Raw genomic sequence first — 23,357 nt, 5'->3', positions numbered from 1 at the left:
TAAGTTTTGGCAAATATAACTAAGAATGATTGATTTTGGACTGTTTTATTTTATTTTTGATTAAGCTTAAAAATTCGTTTCCGACTATTAAATACAAAAGGATTTGACCAATTATTGCTGCTATAAAATAAGGATGACTTTTTTGTAGAACAATTTCAATGCTTTGCAATGAAGGTATTGTCCAAAAATAAGTTGATATTATGATTAAAAGCATTGCATTTGATCTAAAAATCCAGTTTTTATTCATTTTATATGTGCCAAAATGGATAAATAATGCGCCCAAAAAAGTATAAGCCAAAACTTCAAAAAATTCGTTTAACACAAATTGTTCTCTAAATAGACCAAAAATATCTTTATGGTTTACAAATAGAAATTCTTCTGGAAATAGATAGCTCCAATGATTTGCAATAAAAAAAAGGAGAAGATTAAGCATTAAAACAATTGTGAATTGATCTTTGAATTGATCAACGTACATTGAATAATAATTGAATTTTGAGATTGTTTTTTTTGATTTCATTTAACGAAACAATTCACTTACAATTTGATATGATTTTCGCTTTGCTTTTTGATCATAAATATTTGTAGAAATCATAATTTCATCAATTTTAGATTCCGAAATAAATTCATCAAAACCTTGTGCCAAAGATGCTTTACTTCCTATAAAAGATAGAGCTGTCATTTCTTTTAGCATATACTTTTGTTCTTGAGAAGCTAATTCTAACTTCGTTTTTTCTGGCGGAACAATTGGTTGACGTTTGTTGCTAATAATATTCAGAAAACCTTGATACATTGACATAGATAAGTAATGAGCTTCTTCGTCTGTATTTGCTGCAATTACATTGACACAAGCAATTGTGTAAGGTTTTTCTAAATACGCTGATGGTTGAAATTGAGAGCGATAAATATCCATTGCTTGATAAAATTGTTGTGGCGCAAAATGTCCTGCAAATGCATAAGGCAAACCTAATTTTGCTGCTAAAAAAGCAGAATCTGTGCTTGAACCTAAAATATAAATAGACACATTTGCTCCTTCTCCAGGAATTGCACGAACTTTACTTTCTTTATTTTCTGTACTAAAATATTGTTGCAGATTTTTAATTTCAGCTTCAAAATCATAGTTCACAAGATTATCTCCACGGCGCAAAATAGAAGCAGTTAATTGATCTGTTCCAGGAGCACGACCTAAACCTAAATCGATACGATTTGGATAAAGTGCATCTAATGTTCCAAATTGTTCTGCAATTGATAATGCTGAATGGTTAGGTAACATTATTCCGCCAGAACCAACTTTTATTTTTGAAGTTCCGTTTGCTACATAACCTATCAATAAAGAAGTTGCTGCGCTGGCAACATTCTGCATATTATGATGTTCGGATAGCCAATAACGACTATATCCTATTTCATCGACAAATTTTGCTATATCTAAAGTGTTTTTGAACGTTTGATTTAATGTTTCTCCTTCTCTAACATAAGCCAAATCCAACACTGAGTAATTTACTTTTCTCATCCGTTCTTGTTTCTTATTTAAATAATAATACTAAGTTACAAAGAAAAATTTTCAAAAAAAATTCGAGCAAAATATCAAACATAAGTTTCTTATTTTAAAACACTTACCCAATTGAATTAGATTTAAATAATTTAAAACGCTATGAATATCAGTTGATTTCGTAAAATAATGGATTAATGTTCTGAATGAAATATTTTTGATGAATTTGTAAAACTATTCAATTCTTAATTCATTCAAATTATTTCGATAACTTTCTAATAATAGACTTTCAGTAACATAACCTTCATATTTACCTTTTTTGGTCAATAAAATAAAATCGATTTTCTTTGCTTCCATCATTTTCATGACATTTGCTGCATTAGTAAACATAGAAGTAGAACTTGCTTCGGTAATGCATTCTAAATAGCTTTTATCAGTTTTATCATTGAAAATGAATGATCTAATATTATCTAAAATAATGATTCCATGAATAGATTTATCTTCATTCAAAACAGGAATAAAATCTTGAGTTGTAGTAGAAAAAATTAGTTTAATATCTTCTATCGAATCATAAACCGTTAATGTTTTGATATTCTTGATATAAATAGAAAATAAATCTATTTTATTAAATAAATTTCTGTCTTTATCTGATGTAAATACAATTCCTTTATCTGCAATGGCATATATATCCATTGAATATTTGTCATATCGTTTCGAAATTGCAAAACTTATCGAAGAAACAAGCATCAAAGGAATAATTAATCCATAACCTCCCGTAATTTCTGCGATTAAGAAAATTGCCGTTAAAGGAGCATGAAATAAACCACTTAAAACAGCTGCCATTCCTACAACTGTAAAGTTTCCAACTGGCACTTCTTTGAAACCAATTAAGTTAAAGAATTTTGCAACGACAAAACCAAGATAAGATCCTACAAATAACGATGGCGCAAAGTTTCCTCCATTTCCTCCACTTCCTAAAGTTAAACCTGTTGCAACAGATTTTATTAAAACCATGACAAGAACAAAACCTAAAACAACCCATTGATTGGTTCTAAAAACTTCTAATAATGAATTGTTTAAAATAAAACCTGCTTCATCATTTGCTAAATATTTTATACTTTCATATCCTTCACCAAATAATGTTGGAAAAAAGAAAATTAATATCGCTAAACTTCCAGCTCCAACAACAGCTCGCCAATACACGTTGTTAGAATAATTTCCGATTAAATGTTCTACTTTACGAAATAAACGTGCATGATAAACTGACACAAAACCTGCTAAAACACCCAGAATTACATAAAAAATAACATTATGATAATCGAACCCTAACGCATAACGAAAGGATAATAACATATTACTTTTCAGCGTTAAATTCGCAATTAAAGCTCCTGTTGCAGATGATAATAATAAAGGAATAAAAGCTGTTACACTCATGTCTGCTAATACAATTTCTATGGCAAACAAAACACCTGCAATTGGCGCATTGAACGCAGTTGCGATCCCAGCAGCAACACCACAAGCTAATAATAAGGTTCTTTCTTTGTATTTGAATCGATAATATTGTGCATAATTAGAACCAAAAGCTGCTCCAGTAATGGTAATTGGAGATTCCAAACCTGCCGAACCTCCCATACCAACAGTTAATGAGCTGGTTAAAATCTGAGCATACATTTGTTTTCTAGGCATTATTCCAGATTTTTTTGCAACCGCAATCATAATTTGAGAAGTTCCTTTTTCTATCGAACCATCCAAGAATTTCTGGACTACAAAAACCGTCAATAAAATCCCAATAATACACAATATACTATTAATATAAGGCAACTTAACTAAACTATTGATATATATGGTAAACTGAAAAACATTATGCGCAAAAGTTTTTAGAACAATTACAGCAAAGGCTGAAGAAATGGCCACCAAAATACACGATAAATACAAAAATTGTCGTTCTGATAAAACTAATTTTAAGAGATTCAACAAATTTTGAAAAAAATTAATTGATTTTTTTATGTATAGAAAAAACTTTTGTTTTGTTGAAAGTCGCATGCTTCAAAAATAGTGTACCTTTTATTTATTGCCTAATTTATTTCTCTCGAATTACACAAAAAGTAAACCAATAATGCTTAAAAGAATAAATTATTTCATAAAAAATAATTAGCCTTCTAATATTAATTCAACAAGCTTAAAATTCAATAAGTTAGAGAATATATATTTGATTGAATTTTGATTATTAAAGATCTTATAAAGAAGAATGATTTCAATAATGATAATTAGAAAATAATATTTCATAAAAAAATCTCGAACGCTTGTTCGAGATTTTTATTATTTATTCATTTGTTTCAAAATCGCTAAAGTTTTTTTATCGAGTTGATCTGCATAAAAAAACTTCAAAACATCTTTGATTATTTTTTCTTTCGGAGCTATAAAGTTGAATAATGTTAAACTTGATTTCAGTTTCATTGCATCATTTTTTCCGAAAATTAATTGTGGAATAACGCCTTTATGTTGCATTAATAACACAGATAAAACTTCTAAATAATTTCCCCAAAGTTCTTCGTCTTTTACAAAAGCTCTTGCTTCTTCTTTCGAAGATATCGAAAATTCTAATGACGAATTACTCGAACCTAATCCAACAAGTTGAGGAAACATAAAAACCATCCAATTTGATTGCTTTTTTCCTGCATGTACTTCCATCAAAATTTCGTCATAAACAAAACTTTGCGCATCGTGAAATCGCTTCAAATTAAATTTATCGTGAGGATCTTTTTGTTTTAGTAAATCTCCTATTTTCATATTGTAAAGTTAAAAAAAGACCTCATCTAATTGATGAGGCTTTTTATTATATTTTATTGATTACATTCTTTCTGGAACACCAATTCCTAATAAATGTAAGGAATTCTGAATTGTATTCGCAACCCATTGAGAAAGATATAAACGGAAATTTTTCACGTTTTCATCTTCATTTTTCAAAATTGGATTGTTTTGATAGAATGAATTAAATAATTTCACTAATTCGTATACATAATTCGCAATCAAAGCTGGGCTCATTTCTGTTGCTGCTTTTTCTATCGTATCTTGGAAATCATATAATGCACGAATAATTTCTTTTTCGGCATCATTCAATTCTATTGTATTTGCATCAAATTGTTTTGGAGCTTCTTTTCTCAACAAAGATTGAATACGCGCAAAAGTGTATTGAATAAATGGTCCTGTATTTCCATTAAAATCAACAGATTCTTGCGGATCGAATAAGATTCGTTTTTTAGGATCTACTTTCAAGATGTAATATTTCAAAGCTCCCATTGCAATTGTTTCGTACAATTCTGCTTTTTCGATATCAGACATTCCGTCTAATTTCCCTAATTCTTCAGAAATCTCTTTTGCTGTATTGTAAACTTCTTGCATCAAATCATCTGCATCTACAACAGTTCCTTCACGCGATTTCATTTTCCCGTTTGGTAAATCAACCATTCCGTAAGACAAGTGATGTAAAGCATCAGCCCAAGAATAACCTAATTTTTTCAAGATTAAGAATAAAACTTTGAAATGATAGTCCTGCTCATTTCCTACTACATAAGTCAATTCCTCTAACGTTGGATTATTTTTGAAACGCTCTACAGCTGTTCCTAAATCTTGTGTGATATAAACAGAAGTTCCGTCTGAACGTAAAACTAATTTTTCGTCCAAACATTCTGCTGTTAAATCAATCCAAACAGAACCATCTTCTCTTTTGTAGAAAACACCTTTGTTTAAACCTTCTTCAACAATATCTTTTCCTAAAATATAGGTATTCGATTCGTACAAATATTCGTCAAAAGCAACACCAAGACGTTTGTATGTTTTAGCAAAACCATCATACACCCAACCGTTCATCTTTTTCCAAAGCTCGATTACTTTTGGTTCATGAGCTTCCCATTGACGCAACATTTCTTGTGCTTCTAAGAAAATTGGCGCTTCTTTTTTTGCTTCGTCTTCCGATTTTCCTTGTGCTACTAATTCTTTAATTTCTTCGCGGTAATGTTTGTCAAATTCTACATAATATTTTCCAACCAAATGGTCGCCTTTCATATTTGCAGATTCTGGCGTTTCTCCGTTTCCAAATTTTTCCCAAGCAATCATCGATTTACAAATATGAATTCCACGATCGTTAATAATCTGTGTTTTAATCACATTATTTCCTGCTGCTTGTATAATTTGAGAAACCGAAAATCCTAATAAATTATTACGAACATGTCCTAAATGCAAAGGTTTGTTTGTATTTGGAGATGAATATTCCACCATTACCGTTCTCGAATTTTCATCAACTTTCGTCATTCCAAAAGTTGAGTTTTGAGCATTTTCTGCAAAATTTTCTAAAAATTCTGCTGAACTTAAGCTCATATTCAGGAAACCTTTTACAACATTGAATGCTGTAATTTTATTATTTTCAACCAAATTTTCACCGATTTTAGTACCGATTTCTTCTGGTTTACCTTTCAAAGTTCTGATTAATGGGAAAACAACCAATGTATAATCACCTTCAAACTCTTTCCTTGTAAACTGAATTTCAACAGATTCAGGGTTAATTTGATAAACGTTTTGAATTGCTTCTAAAACATTCTGTGTGATGTATTGTTTTAAACTCATTTTATTCCTTTTTACTTAATCGAAACGCAAAAGTACAAAGTTTCAACGAATTTAAACGGATTGTGCCTTGAGTTTTTAAGAAGTCGTCAAGAAAACTTATCTTTGCAAAATGAAAGCTACATTCGCGGATTTCGAATTAACAAAACAATTGAATTCGGCTTTAGAAAAGTTGAATATCACAAACCCTACTCCAATTCAAGAAAAATCATTCAAACCGATTCTTTCTGGACGAGATATAATGGGAATTGCTCAAACAGGTACAGGAAAAACAATGGCTTATTTATTGCCTTTGCTTAATACATATCAATACTCTAAAACGAATCAACCAAAAATTGTTATTTTGGTTCCGACACGCGAATTAGTTGTTCAAGTTACCGATATTCTGGAACAATTAACAGAGTTTATCAATGTTCGTGTATTGGGAATTTACGGAGGAGTAAACATTAATACACAAAAATTATTGGTGTACGAAGGTGTTGATATTTTGGTTGGAACACCTGGACGTGTCTTAGATTTGGCAATTGATAATGTATTATCTTTTAAAGAAACAAAAAAATTAGTAGTTGACGAATTTGATGAAATGTTAAGTTTAGGTTTTCGTCCACAATTGATTCATTTGTTTACAATGATGAGCGAAAAACGTCAAAACATTTTATTTTCTGCAACAATGACAGATCAAGTTGATGATATGTTGCACGAATATTTCAAAAATCCTATCGAGATTTCGTTGGCTCGTTCGGGAACTCCATTAGAAAAAATTTCTCAATCAGCTATTCCGGTTGAGAATTTCAATACAAAATTGAATTTAGTTGTTCATCAATTAGAAGATAAAGCAAAATTTGAAAAAGTTTTAATCTTTGCGAATAACAAGAAACATGCAGATTTAATCTTCAATCATTTAGATGAAATTTATCCTGACGAATTTGGTGTAATTCATTCCAATAAATCTCAAAATTATCGTTTGAGAACAATGGAAGCCTTTACAAGAGATGAATTTAGAGGAATTATTACAACGGATATTATGGCGCGTGGTTTGGATATTCCAGATGTTACGCATGTTATAAATTTTGAAATTCCTGAAGTTCCTGAACAATACATTCACCGAATTGGACGAACAGGACGTGCAGATAAAAAAGGAGAAGCTATTTCTTATTTTTCTGAAAAAGAAATCGAACGTTTGGACGCAATTGAAGCCTTGATGGATAAAGAGATTGAAGAAATTCCATTTCCCGAAGATCAAGTAAAAATAAATCCTGTAAAGCGCGAATTTGAGAAAGATGTTGTAAAAATGAAACAACTTACAACAGTAAAAATTGAAGAGCGCGGAGCGGCATTTCACGAGAAAAAAGATAAAAATAAAAAGGTGAATTTAGGAGGTCCTACAAAACGTAAACCGCCAAAGTCTAAACCTAAAAATCGCGGGCAACAAAAACAAAAAGCTAAAGCTCGTAAAAAAGGAAAATAAAATAAAAGCGACCAAATTGGTCGCTTTTATTATTTTAAAATCTGTTTGAATTTAGATTTGAATTTTGCAATTTTTGGTCCAACAACTGCAGAACAATAAGGTTGATTTGGATTTTCGTTATAATAACCTTGATGATAATCTTCAGCTGGCCAAAATTTATCTAAAGGCTCTATTGTTGTAACGAATTTATCTTCGTATAACGTTCCATTATCAAATTCTTTTAATGATTCTTCAGCTTGTTTTTTTTGTTCTTCCGAAGTATAAAAAATACTCGAACGATATTGTGTTCCAACATCATTTCCTTGTCTATTTAACTGAGTTGGGTTGTGAATATTCCAGAAAATCTCTAATAATTCTTTATACGAAATTATTTCATTATCAAATATAATTTCAACAACTTCTGCATGATTCGTATCTGTATCACAAACCTGACGATAAGTAGGATTGTCAACATTTCCTCCTGCAAAACCTGAAATAGCCTGCTCTACTCCATTTATCGAATTATAAATTCCTTCTGTACACCAAAAACAACCCGCTCCTAAAACTGCTACTTCCTTACTCATGTTTACTTTATTTAATTAAATCTGAATATTTATCTAATTTTATAACAATTGATATGCCGTATCATCTTTTACATCTCCAATAACAAAAGTACTATGAGTACTACCAATTACCTTTATCGTTGTTAATTTATTTACCATAAAGTCTCTGTATTCATCCATATTTTCAAAAGACATTTTCACAATATAATCATAATCGCCACTTACGTGAAAACATGCTTGTACTTCTTTTAAATTTTGAATTTCAGTTTCAAAAACACGAATATTATCAGCAGAATGTTGTTGCAGCTTAATATGACTAAACACTAAAAGTTCTCTATTTATGAGTCTTCTATTAACAAGTGCAACATATTTAGAAATAATCCCCGATTTTTCTAATTTTTTGATTCTTTCATGAATAGCTGTTGAAGATAAATTTAATTTATCTGATAATTCTTTATAGGTAATTTTACTATTTTCTTGTAGATACATTAGTAATTGTCGATCTAGAGAATCAAATTTCATTTCAATTATTTTTTTTCTAAAGTAACAACATTATTTTGAATAATTATCTGTTTTAGGTAAAAAAAGTAATCATTGATAGAAAATATATTTTAAATTTTATGCGAATACATAATTATGTTCTAATTCTGAAAAAATAAAAAATTAAATTACAATATACTGATATCTTAATTAAAGTTAAATTTTTTCTTTATTCGTATTATTCATTGTATATTTGAACCTGAAAAAATCGAGAGGAAAGATTTGACTGATTGCAACCTCATAAAACAATTGCTAAAACAGAACTTCAGTTTTCTCTTCTCCCCTCTATAATTAAAAAAGTATAGAAATGTCATATTTATTTACGTCAGAATCAGTTTCTGAGGGCCATCCTGATAAAATTGCCGATCAAATTTCAGATTCAATTCTTGATCACTTTTTAGCGTTTGATGCAAAAAGTAAAGTAGCTTGCGAAACTTTAGTAACAACAGGACAAGTTGTTTTAGCAGGTGAAGTAAAATCTAATTCTTATATTGATTTACAACGTGTTGCTAGAGATACAATTTCTGAAATTGGTTACACAAAAAGTGAATATATGTTTGATGCTAATTCTTGTGGAATTTTGTCAGCTATTCACGAACAATCTCCTGATATCAATCAAGGTGTTGACAGAAAATCTGATGAAGAGCAAGGAGCTGGAGATCAAGGTATGATGTTCGGTTACGCGACTAACGAAACGGAAAATTACATGCCTTTAGCGCTAGATTTATCTCACAGATTATTAAAAGAATTAGCAGATATTCGTAAATACGAAAAAGATTTATTACCATATTTGCGTCCTGATGCTAAATCTCAGGTAACAATAGAATACGATAATGACAACAAACCAGTTCGTATTGATACTATTGTAATTTCTACTCAACATGATGATTTTGCTAACGAAGAAGCAATGAGAGATAAAATTACTAATGATTTAGTAAGCATTTTGATCCCTCGTGTTAAAGCTCAATTACCTGTTCATTTACGCGATTTATTTACAGATAGTATTACTTACCATATCAATCCAACAGGAAAATTCGTAATTGGAGGACCTCATGGAGATACAGGTTTGACAGGTCGTAAAATTATTGTTGATACATACGGTGGTAAAGGTGCTCACGGAGGCGGTGCTTTCTCTGGAAAAGACCCATCAAAAGTTGACCGTTCTGCGGCTTATGCTGCACGTCATATTGCCAAAAACTTAGTGGCAGCTGGTGTTGCTGACGAAGTTTTAGTACAAGTTTCTTACGCAATTGGTGTTGCTGCTCCTGTTTCTTTATTAGTAAATACTTTCGGAACTCAAAAAGTTGATTTAACTGAAGGAGAAATTTCTAAAAAAGTTTCTGAAATTTTTGATATGAAGCCTTTCGCAATCGAGCAAAGATTAAAATTAAGAAACCCTATTTACAAAGAAACTGCATCTTACGGACACTTAGGTAGAGAACCGAGAACAGTTTCAAAACGTTTTGAATCTGCAAATGGACAAGATGTTGTTGAAGTTGAAGTTGAATTATTCACTTGGGAAAAATTAGACTTTGTAGATCAAATAAAAACAGCTTTCGGATTATAATCTGAAATTTTAAATTATACTAAAAATCCACTCTAAGAGTGGATTTTTTTTTATTTTATTAGTTGAATTTAATAAATATCCAAATCTAAAAAAAGACGTTTATAAACATATAAACGTCTTTTTTGTATTAAACAATCCAACAAATTATCTTGTTGCATTTGCTGTCCAAGTTTTACCATCTTTAGTGTAAAGAATTGTTAATTTTTCATTATCAATTCTAATGTAAGATAATTCATCAGCTCCAACACTTACCAAAGTATTATCACCTTTTTTCTCAAACTCAATCCCATTTAAATTTGGAATTTTGTCAGAAAAATCAAAATTATACTTTGTTCCGCTTGCGATTTTAGTTACAAATACACTACCATCTTTACTAGATAAAGAATTATCGGCATCTTTATAGCTTACACTACCTTTGTAAGTACCTGCAAAAAAATCGTTATCTACAGGATCATCGTCATCACTACAAGCTGTAAATACGAATAAAGCGAAAAATGTTACTGCGAAAAATTTTAATAGATTCTTCATGTTTTATAATTTATTTAATTGGTTATAAGGATGCCTATTTTCAATTATAATACCATAAAATGTTAAAGAAAAGAAATAAAGTAAATTTTAACATTTTTAACTCTCGTAAAAAATCGTATTTTTGGAGGAATATAATAATACCTATAAACATGAATTTATTGCAAGGTAAAACAGCAATCGTTACAGGCGCAACTCGCGGTATTGGAAAAAGTATTGCTGAAGTTTTTGTAAAAAATGGCGCTAACGTTGCCTTTACTTATGCTTCTTCTGTAGAAAAAGCAAAAGCTTTGGAAGAAGAATTGGGACAATTCGGTAAAGTAAAAGGATATCAATCTGATGCTTCTGATTACGAAGCTGCTCAAAAATTAGTTGAAGATGTAATTGCTGAGTTTGGACAAATTGATATTGTTATTAATAATGCTGGAATTACGAAAGACAATTTGTTGATGAGAATGTCTGTAGAAGATTTCGAAAAAGTAATTCAAACAAACTTAAATTCAGCTTTCAACCTAACTAAAGCAGTTATCAAACCAATGATGAAACAACGTTCTGGTTCTATCGTGAATATGTCATCCATAGTTGGAATTAAAGGAAACGCTGGACAAGCAAACTATGCTGCATCTAAAGCTGGTTTAATTGGATTCTCAAAATCTGTTGCTTTAGAATTAGGTTCTCGTAACATTCGTTGTAATGCAATTGCTCCAGGTTTTATAGAAACTGAGATGACAGAAGTTTTAGACGAAAAAGTTGTTGAAGAATGGCGAAATGGAATTCCATTGAAACGTGGAGGAAGTCCAGAGGATGTTGCAAATGCATGTTTATTCTTAGCTTCAGATTTATCTAGTTATGTAACAGGACAAGTTTTAAGTGTTGACGGAGGTCTACATACTTAATTCTTAAAATATCATACTTTTTGAAAGGTTTTGTTTAGTAAATTTGCTAAACAAAACCTTTTATAATTTAAGACAACTACGTTGAGAAAAATATCAAATAAATTAAATGTTCAATTAATTGCCGAAACTTTTTTAGCCTTCGGAATTGATCATATCATATTATCACCAGGATCACGAAATGGCGCATTGACAATGCAATTTGCGAATGATAAACGTTTCAAAACATATAGTGTTATCGACGAACGTTCAGCCGGATTTGTTGCTTTAGGAATGGCACAACAAATTCAAAAACCTGTTGTAGTTTGTTGTACTTCTGGTTCGGCAACAGCAAATTATTATCCAGCAATTACAGAAGCTTTTTTTCAGAATATTCCTATTATTGTGCTTTCTGCCGATCGTCCCGAACATTTAGTTGATAATTTTGATGGACAAACTATTCGTCAAAATAACTTATTCGAAAAACATTCTGTACATAATGTTCAACTTTCTGAAAGTGAAGAAACAGATGATTTGACGAGAAATATGTTGTTGACAAAATATGCGTTGATTGATTGTATGCACAAATCTGCGCCAATCCATATCAATATGCCTTTTTCTGAACCTTTGTACGAATCTGTAACCGAATCTTCTATCGAAATTGATACGATTACAATTCCAGCAAAAGAATATCCAGAAATAGATGTGATAGATTTGATGAAACGTTGGAATGCTTCGGAGCGTAAAATGATTTTAGTCGGATTACATCATCCTGATGCTGAATTTGATAATTTTATAAAACAATTGGCTCAAGATGATTCGGTTGTTGTGTTGACAGAAGTTACATCAAACATACACGACGAAAGATTTTTCAATAAAATAGATCAAGTTATTTTCCCTTATTCTGAAGAAGAATTAGAAGCTTTGAAACCTGATATTTTATTGACAATTGGACAAAATGTAGTTTCGAAAAAGATTAAAAAATTCTTGCGCGATCATAAACCTTCGCAACATTGGCATTTAGATGAATATTGGCAACCAGATACTTTTCAAGCATTAACGGATAAGATTGAAACGAAACCAGAATTGTTTTTAGAACAATTTGTTCCATTTGTCAATCCAAAGGAATCCAAATATTACAAAACATGGAATTCTATAAGAGAAGCGAACAATATCAAACACAAAAATTACATCAATATGATTCCGTTTTGTGATTTGAAAGCATTTGATTCTATAATTAGAAATTATCCAGAAAATTGGGAAATTCAGTATGGAAATTCAACCGTTATTCGATATGGATTATTGTTTGATCATAATAAATCAAATCTTGTTTTCTGTAATCGAGGAACTAGTGGAATTGATGGTTCTACTTCCACAGCAATTGGAGCATGTATTGCTTCGGAGCTAAATACAGTGATGATTACGGGAGATATTTCATTTTTCTACGATTCGAATGCTTTATGGAATGTGAATTTGCCGAAAAATTTTAGAATCATTTTGATAAATAATGGCGGTGGAAATATTTTTAAATTTATTCCTGGTCCTTCTGAAACAAATGTTGTTGAAGATTATTTTGAAACAAAACATCATTTAACTGCAGAATACTTAGCTAAAATGTTTGATTTTGAATATAATGTAGTTTCGAATTTAACTGATTTAAAAAATTCATTCAACGAATTCTATGCAGAAAGTAATCGTCCAAAAATTTTAGAAATTGATACACGAAATTGTGCAAACGATTCTATTTTGAGAGGATATTTTAGTAGTTTGAAATAAAAATATAAAAAGAGAAATCATTTGGTTGGTTTCTCTTTTTTATTTAAATAATCTCAATTTTTTCTCCTAAAAACTTTGGTTGAATTCCTAAAAAACAATCAATAAAAACTTTAGTTCGAGCAAAATACTCTCGAATATTTGTTTTCAATCCAGCATGTTTATTGACATCTTTTGCATTGTAACCATATGCATTCATTCCATTTTGGCGCGCAATATAAACTGCTCTTTGATTGTGAAATTCTTGCGAAACGACAATAAATTCATTCTGACCAAAAATCTCTTTAGCACGAATCATCGAATCTAATGTTCTAAAACCTGCATAATCCAAATAAATCACATTTTCTGGAACTCCATTTTTTATTAAAGCTTGTTTCATCGCTTCAGGTTCGTTGTAATTTTTTCGTCCATGATCTCCACTCAAAATAAAATGCGTCACTTTTCCCGATTGATACAATTTTGTAGCTGCTTCTATGCGATAAGTAAAATAATAATTTTGATAACCGCTCACCAAATTAGGAGCTGTTCCCAATACAACCGCAACTTTAGTAGTAGGAAGAATATCTGAATTATCTGTCACAAATTCTTCAGTTGAATTTTCTATTTTATAATTTGCAAAAGCTGTAAATAAAAGACATAAAACACAAAAAAATATTCCATAAAGAAACGTTTTCTTAATCATATTTTTCACATTGATTTTCATAAAATTAATTCGATTGATTTTTTACTAAAATACATGAATAACTTTATTTTACCCAATAAAAAAAGTAGCTAAAATTAGCTACTTTTCTCTATAATTGTTCGGAATTATTATTCTTTAATTCGCTCTACATAAGAACCATCTTCTGTATTGATTTTTACTTTATCACCTTCGTTGATAAATAAAGGAACACGAATTTCAGCACCAGTTTCTGTTGTTGCAGGTTTTGTAGCATTTGTGGCTGTATCACCTTTAAGACCTGGTTCAGTATAAGTAATCTCCATGATTACTGTATTTGGTAACTCGGCAGCTAAAGCTGTTTCATCAGAAGCACGGAACAAGATTTTCACTTCGTCACCAGCTTTCATAAATTGAGAATTATCAATCAAATCTTTGTTCAAATAAACTTGAGAGTAATCGTCATTATTCATGAAGTGGAAACCATTATCATCTTCATATAAATATTGATAGTTACGCGTTTCTACACGAACTTCTTCAATTTTGTGTCCAGCAGAAAATGTATTGTCTAATACTTTTCCGTTTGTTAATGATTTTAATTTTGTACGAACGAAAGCAGGACCTTTACCTGGTTTTACGTGTAAAAATTCGATAATTTTATACGTATCATTATTGAAAATAATACATAAACCTTTTCTGATATCAGCAGTTGTTGCCATTTATTCTATTTTATTATTTTGATTAAACTCCTGAGCTATATCCTTTCATAATTCCACGATCACTTGTATTGATAAAATTCAAGATTACGTCACGATAATGTGAATCTGGGAATTTTTCTAAGATTTGTTCTACAGCCTGAGATACGTTATTTTTTTGTTGATATAAAATTCTGTAAATACCTTGAATTTCGAAAATTTCTTCTGATGTGAAACCTTTTCTTCTCAATCCAATTGCATTAACACCTGCGTAAGCAACAGGATTTTTTGCTGCTTTAACGTATGGAGGAACATCTTTACGAATTTGTGTTGCACCAGCGACAAAAGCATGTTCTCCAATTTTTGTAAATTGATGAACTGCACTATAACCACCGATAAAAGCGAAATCTCCAACTTCTATATGTCCTGCTAAACCAACTGCATTCACAATTACAACATTATTTCCTACAACACAATCGTGTGCGATGTGAGCAGTTGCCATAATTAAACAGTTGTCACCAATCTTCGTATAACCTAAAGCGTTAGTTCCTTTGTTTACAGTAACACATTCACGAATTGTTGTGTTATCACCAATATATGTTAAAGTTTTTTCACCTTCGTATTTTAAATCTTGAGGTTCTCCAGAAATTACTGTTCCTGGATAAATTTTACAATTTTTTCCAATACGTGCTCCTGACATAATTGTTACATTAGGACCAATCCATGTTCCATCACCAATTTCGACATCTTCGTAAATAGAAGAAAAAGGACTAATTGTAACATTTTCACCTATTATTGCAGTTGGATGAACATATGCCATCGGATGATTCATAACTTCCATTTCTTTAATTATTCTTTTGTAATAACTGCCATCATTTCTGCTTCCACGGCAATTTGATTGTTTACATATCCAATTCCTTGCATATGAACAATACCTCTTCTAATTGGTTCAACTAATTCTAATTTAAATACAATTGTATCTCCTGGAATAATTTTGCGTTTAAATTTAGCATTTTCAATTTTCATGAAATAAGTTGAGTAATCTTGAGGATTTTCTAATTCTCCTAAAATTAATAAACCTCCTAATTGTGCCATTGCTTCTATTTGCAATACTCCTGGCATTACAGGTTCTTTTGGAAAATGTCCAACAAAGAAAGGCTCGTTTATCGTTACATTTTTCACTCCGATTAAACCTACTGCACTTTTAGAAATTACTTTATCGATTAATAAAAATGGTGGTCGATGTGGTAATAGTTTCATGATATCATTGATATCATAAACTGGTTCAGCTGTCAAATCAAATTCTGGAACTTTATTACGTTGTGCCAATTTAATTTGTTTGCTTAATTTTTTTGCAAAATTTGTATTGGTATGATGTCCAGGCTTTGTTGCAATAATTTTAGCCTTTAATTTTTTACCTACTAAAGCCAAATCTCCCACAACATCTAACAATTTGTGACGAGCTGCTTCGTTTGGATAATGTAAAGTCAAATGATCTAAAATTCCATTCGGACGAATTGAAACATCTTCTCTATTGAAAGCTTTACATAATTTTTCTTTTGTTTCTGGTGTAATTTCTTTGTCTACATAAACAATTGCATTGTCTAAATCTCCTCCTTTTACTAAACCAGCTTCTAACAATTGTTCTAACTCATGTAAAAAACAAAATGTTCTTGCTTGAGATATATCTTGTTTGAAGTTTTTGATAGAAGTTAAAGTTGCATTCTGAGTTCCTAAAACTTTCGTTCCGAAATCTACCATTGCTGTAACTTGATACTCATCTGCAGGAATCGCAGTTATTTCTGAACCTGTTTCAGGATCTACATAAGTTACAATTTCTTTAATTCTATAGTATTCTCTATCTTTATCTTGCTCTACAATACCAGCAGATTCTATCGCTTCTACAAAAAAGCGAGAAGAACCATCCATAATTGGTGGCTCGGCATTGTCCATTTCGATGTAGCAATTATCAATATCCATACCTACCAAAGCTGCTAAAACATGCTCTGTTGTATGTACTTTAACTCCTTTCTTTTCTAATGTTGTTCCTCTTGCTGTGCTTACAACATATTGTGCATCAGCTTCTACTTGAGGTTGACCTTCTAAATCTGTTCTAACAAATACAAATCCCGTATCTGGTTCAGCTGGTTTAAATGTTAAAGTAACAAATTTACCTGTATGTAAGCCAACACCTTTTAGAACGGCTTCATTCGCTAAAGTTTTTTGTTTATCAGACATTAACTTTTACTTTTGTTTGTTCTCTTTTTCTAATTCATCGATTCGTTTCACAATTTCTGGAAACTTTCTAAAATGTACGTACGATTTTCTAAAGCTTGCCGCATCCATTGCTGGTGAACCATACAATTGCGTTTTGCTTTCTACATCACCATTAATACCACTCTGAGCTTGTATTTGAACAAAATCTCCGATCGTTAAATGACCTGCAATACCAACCTGACCTCCAATCATACAATTGCGTCCAATTTTTGTAGAACCTGCAACACCACTTTGTGATGCTATTACTGTGTTCTCTTCAATTTGAACATTATGAGCAATTTGAATTTGGTTATCTAATTTTACTCCTTTACGAATTATAGTAGATCCCATTGTTGCTCTATCTATTGTTGATCCTGCTCCAATTTCAACATTATCTTCGATCAAAACATTTCCTATTTGAGGAATTTTTTCGAAAGATCCATCTGGATTTGGTGCAAAACCGAAACCATCAGCTCCAATCACAACATTAGAATGAATGATACAATTTTGTCCAATTTTACATTCTTCATAAACTTGTACACCCGAATGCAAAATTGTATTATCACCAATCTTAGCATGATCACCAATAGTTACATTAGGATAAATTTTCACATTATTCCCAATTGAAACATTAGCTCCAATATAAGAAAAACTTCCAATATATATATTATCCCCTAGTTGAGCAGTAGAATTAACTTTCGTATATTCTTCTATTCCAACTTTATTATTTTTAACTGTGTTATAATATTGTAATAATTGTGTAAAGGCTTGATAAGCATCTTCAACCACAATTAATGTAGACGAAATAGGACCTGAAGCCACAAAATCTTTACTAACAATCACAATAGAAGCGTTTGTTGTATAGATAAAGTGCTCATATTTCGGATTGGCTAAAAACGAAATCGAACCTTCTTTTCCTTCCTCTATCTTCGATAATGTGGAAACTTCTACATTTGCGTCACCTTTTATGGTTCCTTGCAATAATTGCGCAATCTCTGCAGCTTTAAATTTCATAGTCTGCAAAACTAATAATTATTCTTAAATTTATAAAATGATTATTTAAGTTATTTAACTTTTTTGTCAAATTCTTCTAGTAATTATTTCAAAAACTATGGTAATGATATTTTGTTATTTCTTGTTGCAAAAATTGAGTTAACATACTCTTTTCTGAACTCGAAATTTCTTTTACCTCTCCATTTTTATATAAAACCTTTATCGGATTTTTTGATCTTTCATAAGGAACAATATTTATCGTTGTTTGTTCAACAAAATAACTTGCATCCTCAATCCCTAAAGCTTCTTCCACTCTATTTTTCTCAACCAAAATTTCTTCATCGGATAATTTTGTATCCATTAAATATGATTTTGGTAACATACGTTGAATGATATTTTTTGATAATTTACTTAAAATTAAATCATCATGATACTGCCATTCTTTTATCGCTGATAAAACATCTGAATCATCTAAACGTGTAAAAATTTCCAATCCTTTTTTAGATAAATTTCCAACTTCGTTTTCTTCTAAAAAATATTTAAAAGCAAATGTTGCAAAAAGATTTTCTCCCGCTTTTGTCAATTCTTTTGCTCTTCTCAACGCGCTAATCAAAAAATTTTCGGCCGTGAAAGATTTCTTATGCATATATACTTGCATATACATAAATAATCGCGCCATCAAAAATTTCTCAACAGATGGAATTCCTTTCGCTTCTATCACCAATTCATTATTAGCAACATTCATCATCGAGATAATTCGTTCTGGGTTTATACTTCCTTCCACAACTCCTGTGTAAAAACTATCTCGTTTCAAATAATCCATTCGATCGCAATCCAATTGACTTGAAACCAATTGTGATAAAAATTTTTTAGGATGATTTCCTTTAAAAATTTCAATCGCTAAAGCCAATCGATTATCAAAAATTTGATTTAATTCTTCCATTAAACGAAGAGAAATTTCTTCGTGATGAGAACCATTAATTATAGAATGTTCAAGAGAATGCGAAAAAGGACCATGTCCCAAATCATGCAAAAGAATTGCAATTAGAGCACCATTTTCTTCTTCAGGAGTAATTTCAACATTTTTTCTTTTGAGAATATTCAAGGCTTTTTGCATCAAATGCATACAACCTAAAGCATGATGAAAACGAGAATGTCTCGCTCCTGGATAAACTAGCTCTGTTAAACCTGTTTGTGAAATTCTACGAAGTCGCTGGAAATACGGATGTTGAATTATTTGATAAATAAGCTCGTTTGGAATCGTTATAAATCCATGAACTGGATCATTTACTATCTTTAACTTATTATTGTTTAATGAATTCAAACGTATTATTTTATCCGCAAATATATGAATTTTTACTTATTTAGAACTTACTTTTTAAAATTAGGATCGATTTTTATCAAATATTTTATTTTAGGATAAAAATGATTTTTAGAATTAATTATACTAAATTTCACTGCAAATTTTAGCAAAAATCAAGTTTTGTTTAACATAAAATTTTTATTTTAAGATTGCCGTTATCACTATATTTGGAATTATTCTAAAAGTAGACAAACAATATAAAATACAACAAATGGCTATAAAAATTTTATGGATTGATGATGAAATCGATTTATTGAAACCACACCAACTTTTTTTAGAGAAAAAAGGATACGATACAACAATGATAAATAATGCAACTGATGCATTAGAAGTAATAGAAAAAGAGAATTTCGCAGCTGTTTTAATCGACGAAAACATGCCAGGTTTAAGTGGTTTAGAAGCTTTACCGAAAATTAAAGAATTGCGTCCGAATCTTCCTGTAATTATGGTTACAAAAAGTGAGGAAGAACACATAATGGAAGATGCAATTGGATCTCATATAGCAGATTATTTAATAAAACCTGTTAATCCAAATCAAATTTTGTTGAGTTTGAAAAAGATTTTAGATTCTTCGAAATTTATCTCTGAAAAAACAGTAATCAATTATCAGCAAGAATTCAGAAATATCACAATGGATATGATGAATGCTCGCGATTTTGAAGATTGGCAAGAGATTTATAAAAAATTGGTTTTTTGGGAGCTTGAATTGGAAAATATTGAAGATACAGCACTTTCTCAAATCATCGAAAATCAGAAAAGTGAAGCAAATGCTGCTTTTTTCAAATTTATTGAAAGAAATTATGAAGATTGGTTGCATAACGAAGAAGATCGACCTGTTTTATCGCATACAATTTTCAATCAATTGGTTCGACCTCAACTTGGAAAAGACGAGCATGTTTTATTAATTTTGATTGATAATTTGCGCTACGATCAATGGAAAGTTATTGAGCCAATTTTTAATCGATATTATAATACTGCAGACGAAAATCTATATTATAGCATTTTACCTTCGGCAACGCAATATGCAAGAAATGCTTTCTTTTCAGGATTAATGCCATTGGAAATTGAACAAAAATATCCTGAATTTTGGTTAAATGATACTGACGAAGGAAACAAAAATATGCACGAAAAAGAGTTGCTTGGAGAACAATTAAAACGTCTTGGTTATGGTGATTTATCGTATAATTATTTCAAAATATTAAATTCTGATTTTGAGAAAAAAATTGCTGATGATTTTAATAATTACAAAAAAAATAATTTGAATGTAATTGTCTACAATTTTATCGATATTCTTTCGCATGCAAAAACAGACAATCGAATTGTTGGAGAAATTATTCGTGATGATAAAACATATCGTTCGATTACAAAACATTGGTTTGAAAATTCTTACTTAATGGAAATTGTAAAAAAAGCAGCGCAAGAAAAGATGAAAATCATCGTAACAACCGATCATGGAACAATTTACGTAAAAGAACCAACAAAAGTTATTGGAGATAAGGAAGCGAGTACAAATTTACGCTATAAATTGGGTAAACAATTGCAATATGATCCGAAAGATGTTTTGGCAGTCGATCAACCAGAAAAATTCCTTTTACCTAAGGTAAATGTTACGTCAAAGTATATCTTTGCAAAAGAAAATTTATTTTTAACGTATCCAAAAAATTACAATCATTTCGTTAATTATTACAAAAACACTTACCAACATGGTGGAATTTCGTTAGAAGAAATAATTATCCCAATGGTTGTTTTAACACCAAAAAATTAAATGGAATTTATTATCAATAATTTAGACGAATTACCAGAAGTTGCTAAAAAAATAATCGATCAACTTCAGTACAAATTAATCACTTTCGAAGGAGAAATGGGCGCAGGAAAAACTACTTTTATCAAAGAGTTTGTAAAAGCTTTAGGAACAAATGATGAAGTTTCGAGCCCAACTTTTTCAATTGTTAATGAATATGATACTGACAAAGGAAAAGTGTATCATTTCGATTTTTATCGTCTAAATCATGAAGATGAAGCCTTAGATTTTGGAATTGAAGAATATTTATATTCAAATCAATATTGTTTAATGGAATGGCCAAATAAAATTGCTAACTTTATACCAGATGAGCATCACTCAATTACATTGGAAAATGTAGGAGGTGTTCGTCATTTAAATTTTAGCTAATAATATATGGACGGAAAAAATATTTTTACGCCTTTTTCTCAAGAGGATCTTATTCCTCAACCAGAGCGTTTAGAGGTTCCCCATAAGAAAGAACGCTTTGATATTGGTATTCCGAAAGAAACAAATAATCAAGAAAAAAGAATTTGTCTTTCTCCTGATGCAGTCGAAATTTTAGTCAATAATGGGCATCAAGTTACGATAGAAACTGGCGCAGGAGAAGGCGCAAATTATTCGGATAAAGAATATTCTGAAGCTGGAGCCCAAATTTCTTACAGTACACAAACTGTTTTCGAAAAACCTATTATCCTAAAAGTAGGACCACTTACGTTACAAGAAATTGATTGGATAAAACCAAATGCTTTAATTATTTCTTCGGTTCCGACAAATACATTGAAACGTGAATATTTCCTGAAATTAATTTCAAAACGTATTAATGCAGTTGGATTTGAATTTATTAGAGACGAACAAAATCATTTGCCTGTTGTTCGATTATTAAGTGAAATTGCTGGAACAACTGCAATTTTAGTTGCAAGTGAATTAATGTCTTCTACAAATGCAGGAAATGGAATCTTAATGGGTGGCGTAACAGGTGTTCGTCCGACAGAAGTTGTAATTCTTGGAGCTGGAACAGTTGCCGAAAATGCAACAAGAACAGCATTAGGTTTAGGAGCTTCGGTTCGTGTTTTTGATAATTCATTAACAAGACTTAGACGTTTACAACAAAATATTGGTCAACGTGTTTCCACTTCTACATTAGATCCAAAAGAATTAGGAAAAGCATTACGACGTTGCGATTTAGCAATTGGAGCACTTCGCGGAGAAACGCGCACACCTTGTGTTGTAACGGAAATGATGGTACAAAATATGAAAGCTGGAGCTGTTATTATTGATGTGAGTATAGATCAAGGAGGTTGTTTCGAAACTTCTGAATTAACAACGCATGATCATCCTATACTTATCAAGAATGATATTATTCATTATGCTGTTTCTAATATCACTTCTCGTGTTGCACGCACTTCTACTAAAGCATTGAGCAATTATTTTTTATCCTATTTATTTCAAATTTCTGAAGAATCTGGTTTTGCAAATGTCGTACAATCTGATAAAACTATAAGAAATGGCGTATATTTGTACAAAGGAAGAATTGTAAAAAAGAACTTATGTGATTGGTTTGATTTACCATTTCACGACATTAATTTATTGATCATATGACGTTTACGCAAAGATTTATGAAGTATTTGCTAGGAGTTGGAATTGGGTTAGTTTTCGTCGCAATGGCGTTTGGACCTCGTGCTTTCTCATGTAATTACTTTCCAAATGCAAGAGTTTTGGATGAAGCTTTTTCAAAAAGATTATCAATTTCACCAGAAGCTCAAGCATTTTTAAAAGCAGAAAATTTAGATTCTACATTTTTAAAAAAAGAATTATTCAAAAGAAGTAAAGTTGATTTCGATCATTCGAAAAAAGATCAAATTCCATGTAGAGAATATTTGGCGAACTATAAGAGCAAAGACAATACGAAAGATTATGATTTTGTGTTGGAAATTTGCAAAGAAGATTCCAAATTAGTTTCTATAAAAAAGAAATAAAAATAAAAACAAAAAACCACTTCAGAAGAAGTGGTTTTTTTATGATTAGTTAATAAATTTTAAAATTGTTAGAGCGATAATAAAGATTAATATTGCAACAATGATTATATCTTTAAACTGTACTTTTTTACTCCCAAACTCTACATTCCGGTTCAGGCTTTTTTTCTTTTTATTGGCTTGCATAGGTTGATATTTGAAATACAAATTTATAAAATTTTATTAAATATAAAACCTTATTTA

At 30.6% G+C, this 23,357-nt stretch carries 22 protein-coding genes; 8 read left to right on the top strand and 14 right to left on the bottom strand.

Annotated elements, in window-relative coordinates:
* Positions 1 to 19: 19 nt before the first annotated feature.
* The 5 genes from ACMHJW_RS02895 to argS all read right to left on the bottom strand — a co-directional run bounded on the left by ACMHJW_RS02895 (position 20) and on the right by argS (position 6,109).
* Positions 20 to 517, bottom strand: coding sequence for a hypothetical protein (locus tag ACMHJW_RS02895; RefSeq protein ID WP_413531915.1), 498 nt, complete (start codon positions 515 to 517; stop codon positions 20 to 22).
* A complete protein-coding gene (locus ACMHJW_RS02890; protein WP_413531914.1) occupies positions 518 to 1,507 on the bottom strand; it encodes an LLM class flavin-dependent oxidoreductase in 990 nt (329 codons plus the stop codon).
* A 213-nt stretch (positions 1,508 to 1,720) separates the two neighbouring features.
* Positions 1,721 to 3,529: a chloride channel protein gene (locus ACMHJW_RS02885; RefSeq protein WP_413531913.1), complete on the bottom strand. Its 1,809-nt coding sequence runs from the start codon at positions 3,527 to 3,529 to the stop codon at positions 1,721 to 1,723.
* A gap of 276 nt (positions 3,530 to 3,805) precedes the next feature.
* Entirely contained in the window at positions 3,806 to 4,276 is a 471-nt protein-coding gene (locus tag ACMHJW_RS02880; protein WP_413531912.1) for a DUF1810 domain-containing protein, read from the bottom strand.
* 60 nt (positions 4,277 to 4,336) lie between these two features.
* Positions 4,337 to 6,109 carry an arginine--tRNA ligase gene (argS, locus tag ACMHJW_RS02875; protein ID WP_413531911.1) on the bottom strand — a complete coding sequence of 591 codons (1,773 nt, stop codon included), beginning with the start codon at positions 6,107 to 6,109 and terminating at the stop codon, positions 4,337 to 4,339.
* A 109-nt stretch (positions 6,110 to 6,218) separates the two neighbouring features.
* Here argS and ACMHJW_RS02870 point away from each other — a divergent pair, with 109 nt between their 5' ends.
* Complete coding sequence (locus ACMHJW_RS02870; protein ID WP_413531910.1) at positions 6,219 to 7,574, top strand: DEAD/DEAH box helicase; 1,356 nt, start codon at positions 6,219 to 6,221, stop codon at positions 7,572 to 7,574.
* Positions 7,575 to 7,603: 29 nt separating this feature from the next.
* On the opposite strand, the gene msrA is transcribed toward ACMHJW_RS02870, so the two are convergent.
* Both msrA and ACMHJW_RS02860 read right to left on the bottom strand, forming a co-directional pair.
* Positions 7,604 to 8,137 carry a peptide-methionine (S)-S-oxide reductase MsrA gene (gene msrA / locus ACMHJW_RS02865; RefSeq protein ID WP_413531909.1) on the bottom strand — a complete coding sequence of 178 codons (534 nt, stop codon included), beginning with the start codon at positions 8,135 to 8,137 and terminating at the stop codon, positions 7,604 to 7,606.
* Positions 8,138 to 8,176: 39 nt separating this feature from the next.
* A complete protein-coding gene (locus ACMHJW_RS02860) occupies positions 8,177 to 8,638 on the bottom strand; it encodes an Lrp/AsnC family transcriptional regulator (protein WP_413531908.1) in 462 nt (153 codons plus the stop codon).
* Positions 8,639 to 8,963: 325 nt separating this feature from the next.
* Here ACMHJW_RS02860 and metK point away from each other — a divergent pair, with 325 nt between their 5' ends.
* Positions 8,964 to 10,223, top strand: coding sequence for a methionine adenosyltransferase (gene metK, locus ACMHJW_RS02855; protein WP_413531907.1), 1,260 nt, complete (start codon positions 8,964 to 8,966; stop codon positions 10,221 to 10,223).
* A 144-nt stretch (positions 10,224 to 10,367) separates the two neighbouring features.
* On the opposite strand, the gene ACMHJW_RS02850 is transcribed toward metK, so the two are convergent.
* Entirely contained in the window at positions 10,368 to 10,751 is a 384-nt protein-coding gene (locus tag ACMHJW_RS02850) for a hypothetical protein (protein ID WP_413531906.1), read from the bottom strand.
* A 149-nt stretch (positions 10,752 to 10,900) separates the two neighbouring features.
* Between ACMHJW_RS02850 and fabG the strand changes: the two genes are divergently transcribed.
* Together fabG and menD are read left to right on the top strand one after the other, a co-directional pair.
* Positions 10,901 to 11,644, top strand: coding sequence for a 3-oxoacyl-[acyl-carrier-protein] reductase (gene fabG / locus ACMHJW_RS02845; RefSeq protein ID WP_413531905.1), 744 nt, complete (start codon positions 10,901 to 10,903; stop codon positions 11,642 to 11,644).
* An 81-nt stretch (positions 11,645 to 11,725) separates the two neighbouring features.
* Positions 11,726 to 13,396: a 2-succinyl-5-enolpyruvyl-6-hydroxy-3-cyclohexene-1-carboxylic-acid synthase gene (gene menD / locus ACMHJW_RS02840; RefSeq protein WP_413531904.1), complete on the top strand. Its 1,671-nt coding sequence runs from the start codon at positions 11,726 to 11,728 to the stop codon at positions 13,394 to 13,396.
* 43 nt (positions 13,397 to 13,439) lie between these two features.
* Here the strand turns inward: menD and ACMHJW_RS02835 are convergent, their stop codons facing one another.
* The 6 genes from ACMHJW_RS02835 to ACMHJW_RS02810 form a co-directional block, all read right to left on the bottom strand.
* Positions 13,440 to 14,096, bottom strand: a complete 657-nt coding sequence (locus tag ACMHJW_RS02835; protein ID WP_413531903.1) for a vancomycin high temperature exclusion protein — start codon at positions 14,094 to 14,096, stop codon at positions 13,440 to 13,442.
* A gap of 107 nt (positions 14,097 to 14,203) precedes the next feature.
* Positions 14,204 to 14,770: an elongation factor P gene (gene efp, locus ACMHJW_RS02830; protein WP_413531902.1), complete on the bottom strand. Its 567-nt coding sequence runs from the start codon at positions 14,768 to 14,770 to the stop codon at positions 14,204 to 14,206.
* 22 nt (positions 14,771 to 14,792) lie between these two features.
* Positions 14,793 to 15,578, bottom strand: coding sequence for an acyl-ACP--UDP-N-acetylglucosamine O-acyltransferase (lpxA, locus tag ACMHJW_RS02825; protein WP_413531901.1), 786 nt, complete (start codon positions 15,576 to 15,578; stop codon positions 14,793 to 14,795).
* 17 nt (positions 15,579 to 15,595) lie between these two features.
* On the bottom strand, positions 15,596 to 16,984 hold the full coding sequence (locus tag ACMHJW_RS02820) for a bifunctional UDP-3-O-[3-hydroxymyristoyl] N-acetylglucosamine deacetylase/3-hydroxyacyl-ACP dehydratase (protein ID WP_413531900.1): 1,389 nt from the start codon (positions 16,982 to 16,984) through the stop codon (positions 15,596 to 15,598).
* 6 nt (positions 16,985 to 16,990) lie between these two features.
* Positions 16,991 to 18,016 (bottom strand): UDP-3-O-(3-hydroxymyristoyl)glucosamine N-acyltransferase, encoded by a 1,026-nt coding sequence (gene lpxD / locus ACMHJW_RS02815; RefSeq protein ID WP_413531899.1) that lies wholly within the window; start codon positions 18,014 to 18,016, stop codon positions 16,991 to 16,993.
* Positions 18,017 to 18,104: 88 nt separating this feature from the next.
* Entirely contained in the window at positions 18,105 to 19,319 is a 1,215-nt protein-coding gene (locus tag ACMHJW_RS02810; protein WP_413531898.1) for an HD domain-containing protein, read from the bottom strand.
* 250 nt (positions 19,320 to 19,569) lie between these two features.
* On the opposite strand from ACMHJW_RS02810, the gene ACMHJW_RS02805 reads away from it, so the two are divergent.
* The 4 genes from ACMHJW_RS02805 to ACMHJW_RS02790 are packed head-to-tail and all read left to right on the top strand — an operon-like array spanning position 19,570 to position 23,117.
* Entirely contained in the window at positions 19,570 to 21,123 is a 1,554-nt protein-coding gene (locus ACMHJW_RS02805; protein WP_413531897.1) for a PglZ domain-containing protein, read from the top strand.
* Entirely contained in the window at positions 21,124 to 21,528 is a 405-nt protein-coding gene (gene tsaE / locus ACMHJW_RS02800) for a tRNA (adenosine(37)-N6)-threonylcarbamoyltransferase complex ATPase subunit type 1 TsaE (RefSeq protein WP_413531896.1), read from the top strand.
* 6 nt (positions 21,529 to 21,534) lie between these two features.
* Positions 21,535 to 22,740: an alanine dehydrogenase gene (locus tag ACMHJW_RS02795; protein WP_413531895.1), complete on the top strand. Its 1,206-nt coding sequence runs from the start codon at positions 21,535 to 21,537 to the stop codon at positions 22,738 to 22,740.
* A 17-nt stretch (positions 22,741 to 22,757) separates the two neighbouring features.
* Positions 22,758 to 23,117: a hypothetical protein gene (locus ACMHJW_RS02790; RefSeq protein WP_413531894.1), complete on the top strand. Its 360-nt coding sequence runs from the start codon at positions 22,758 to 22,760 to the stop codon at positions 23,115 to 23,117.
* The last annotated feature ends 240 nt before the right edge of the window (positions 23,118 to 23,357 follow it).

This window comes from Empedobacter brevis, assembly GCF_965118635.1.
Classification (GTDB): Bacteria; Bacteroidota; Bacteroidia; order Flavobacteriales; family Weeksellaceae; genus Empedobacter; species Empedobacter brevis_A.
This window is presented reverse-complemented; position numbering and strand designations above follow the sequence as displayed.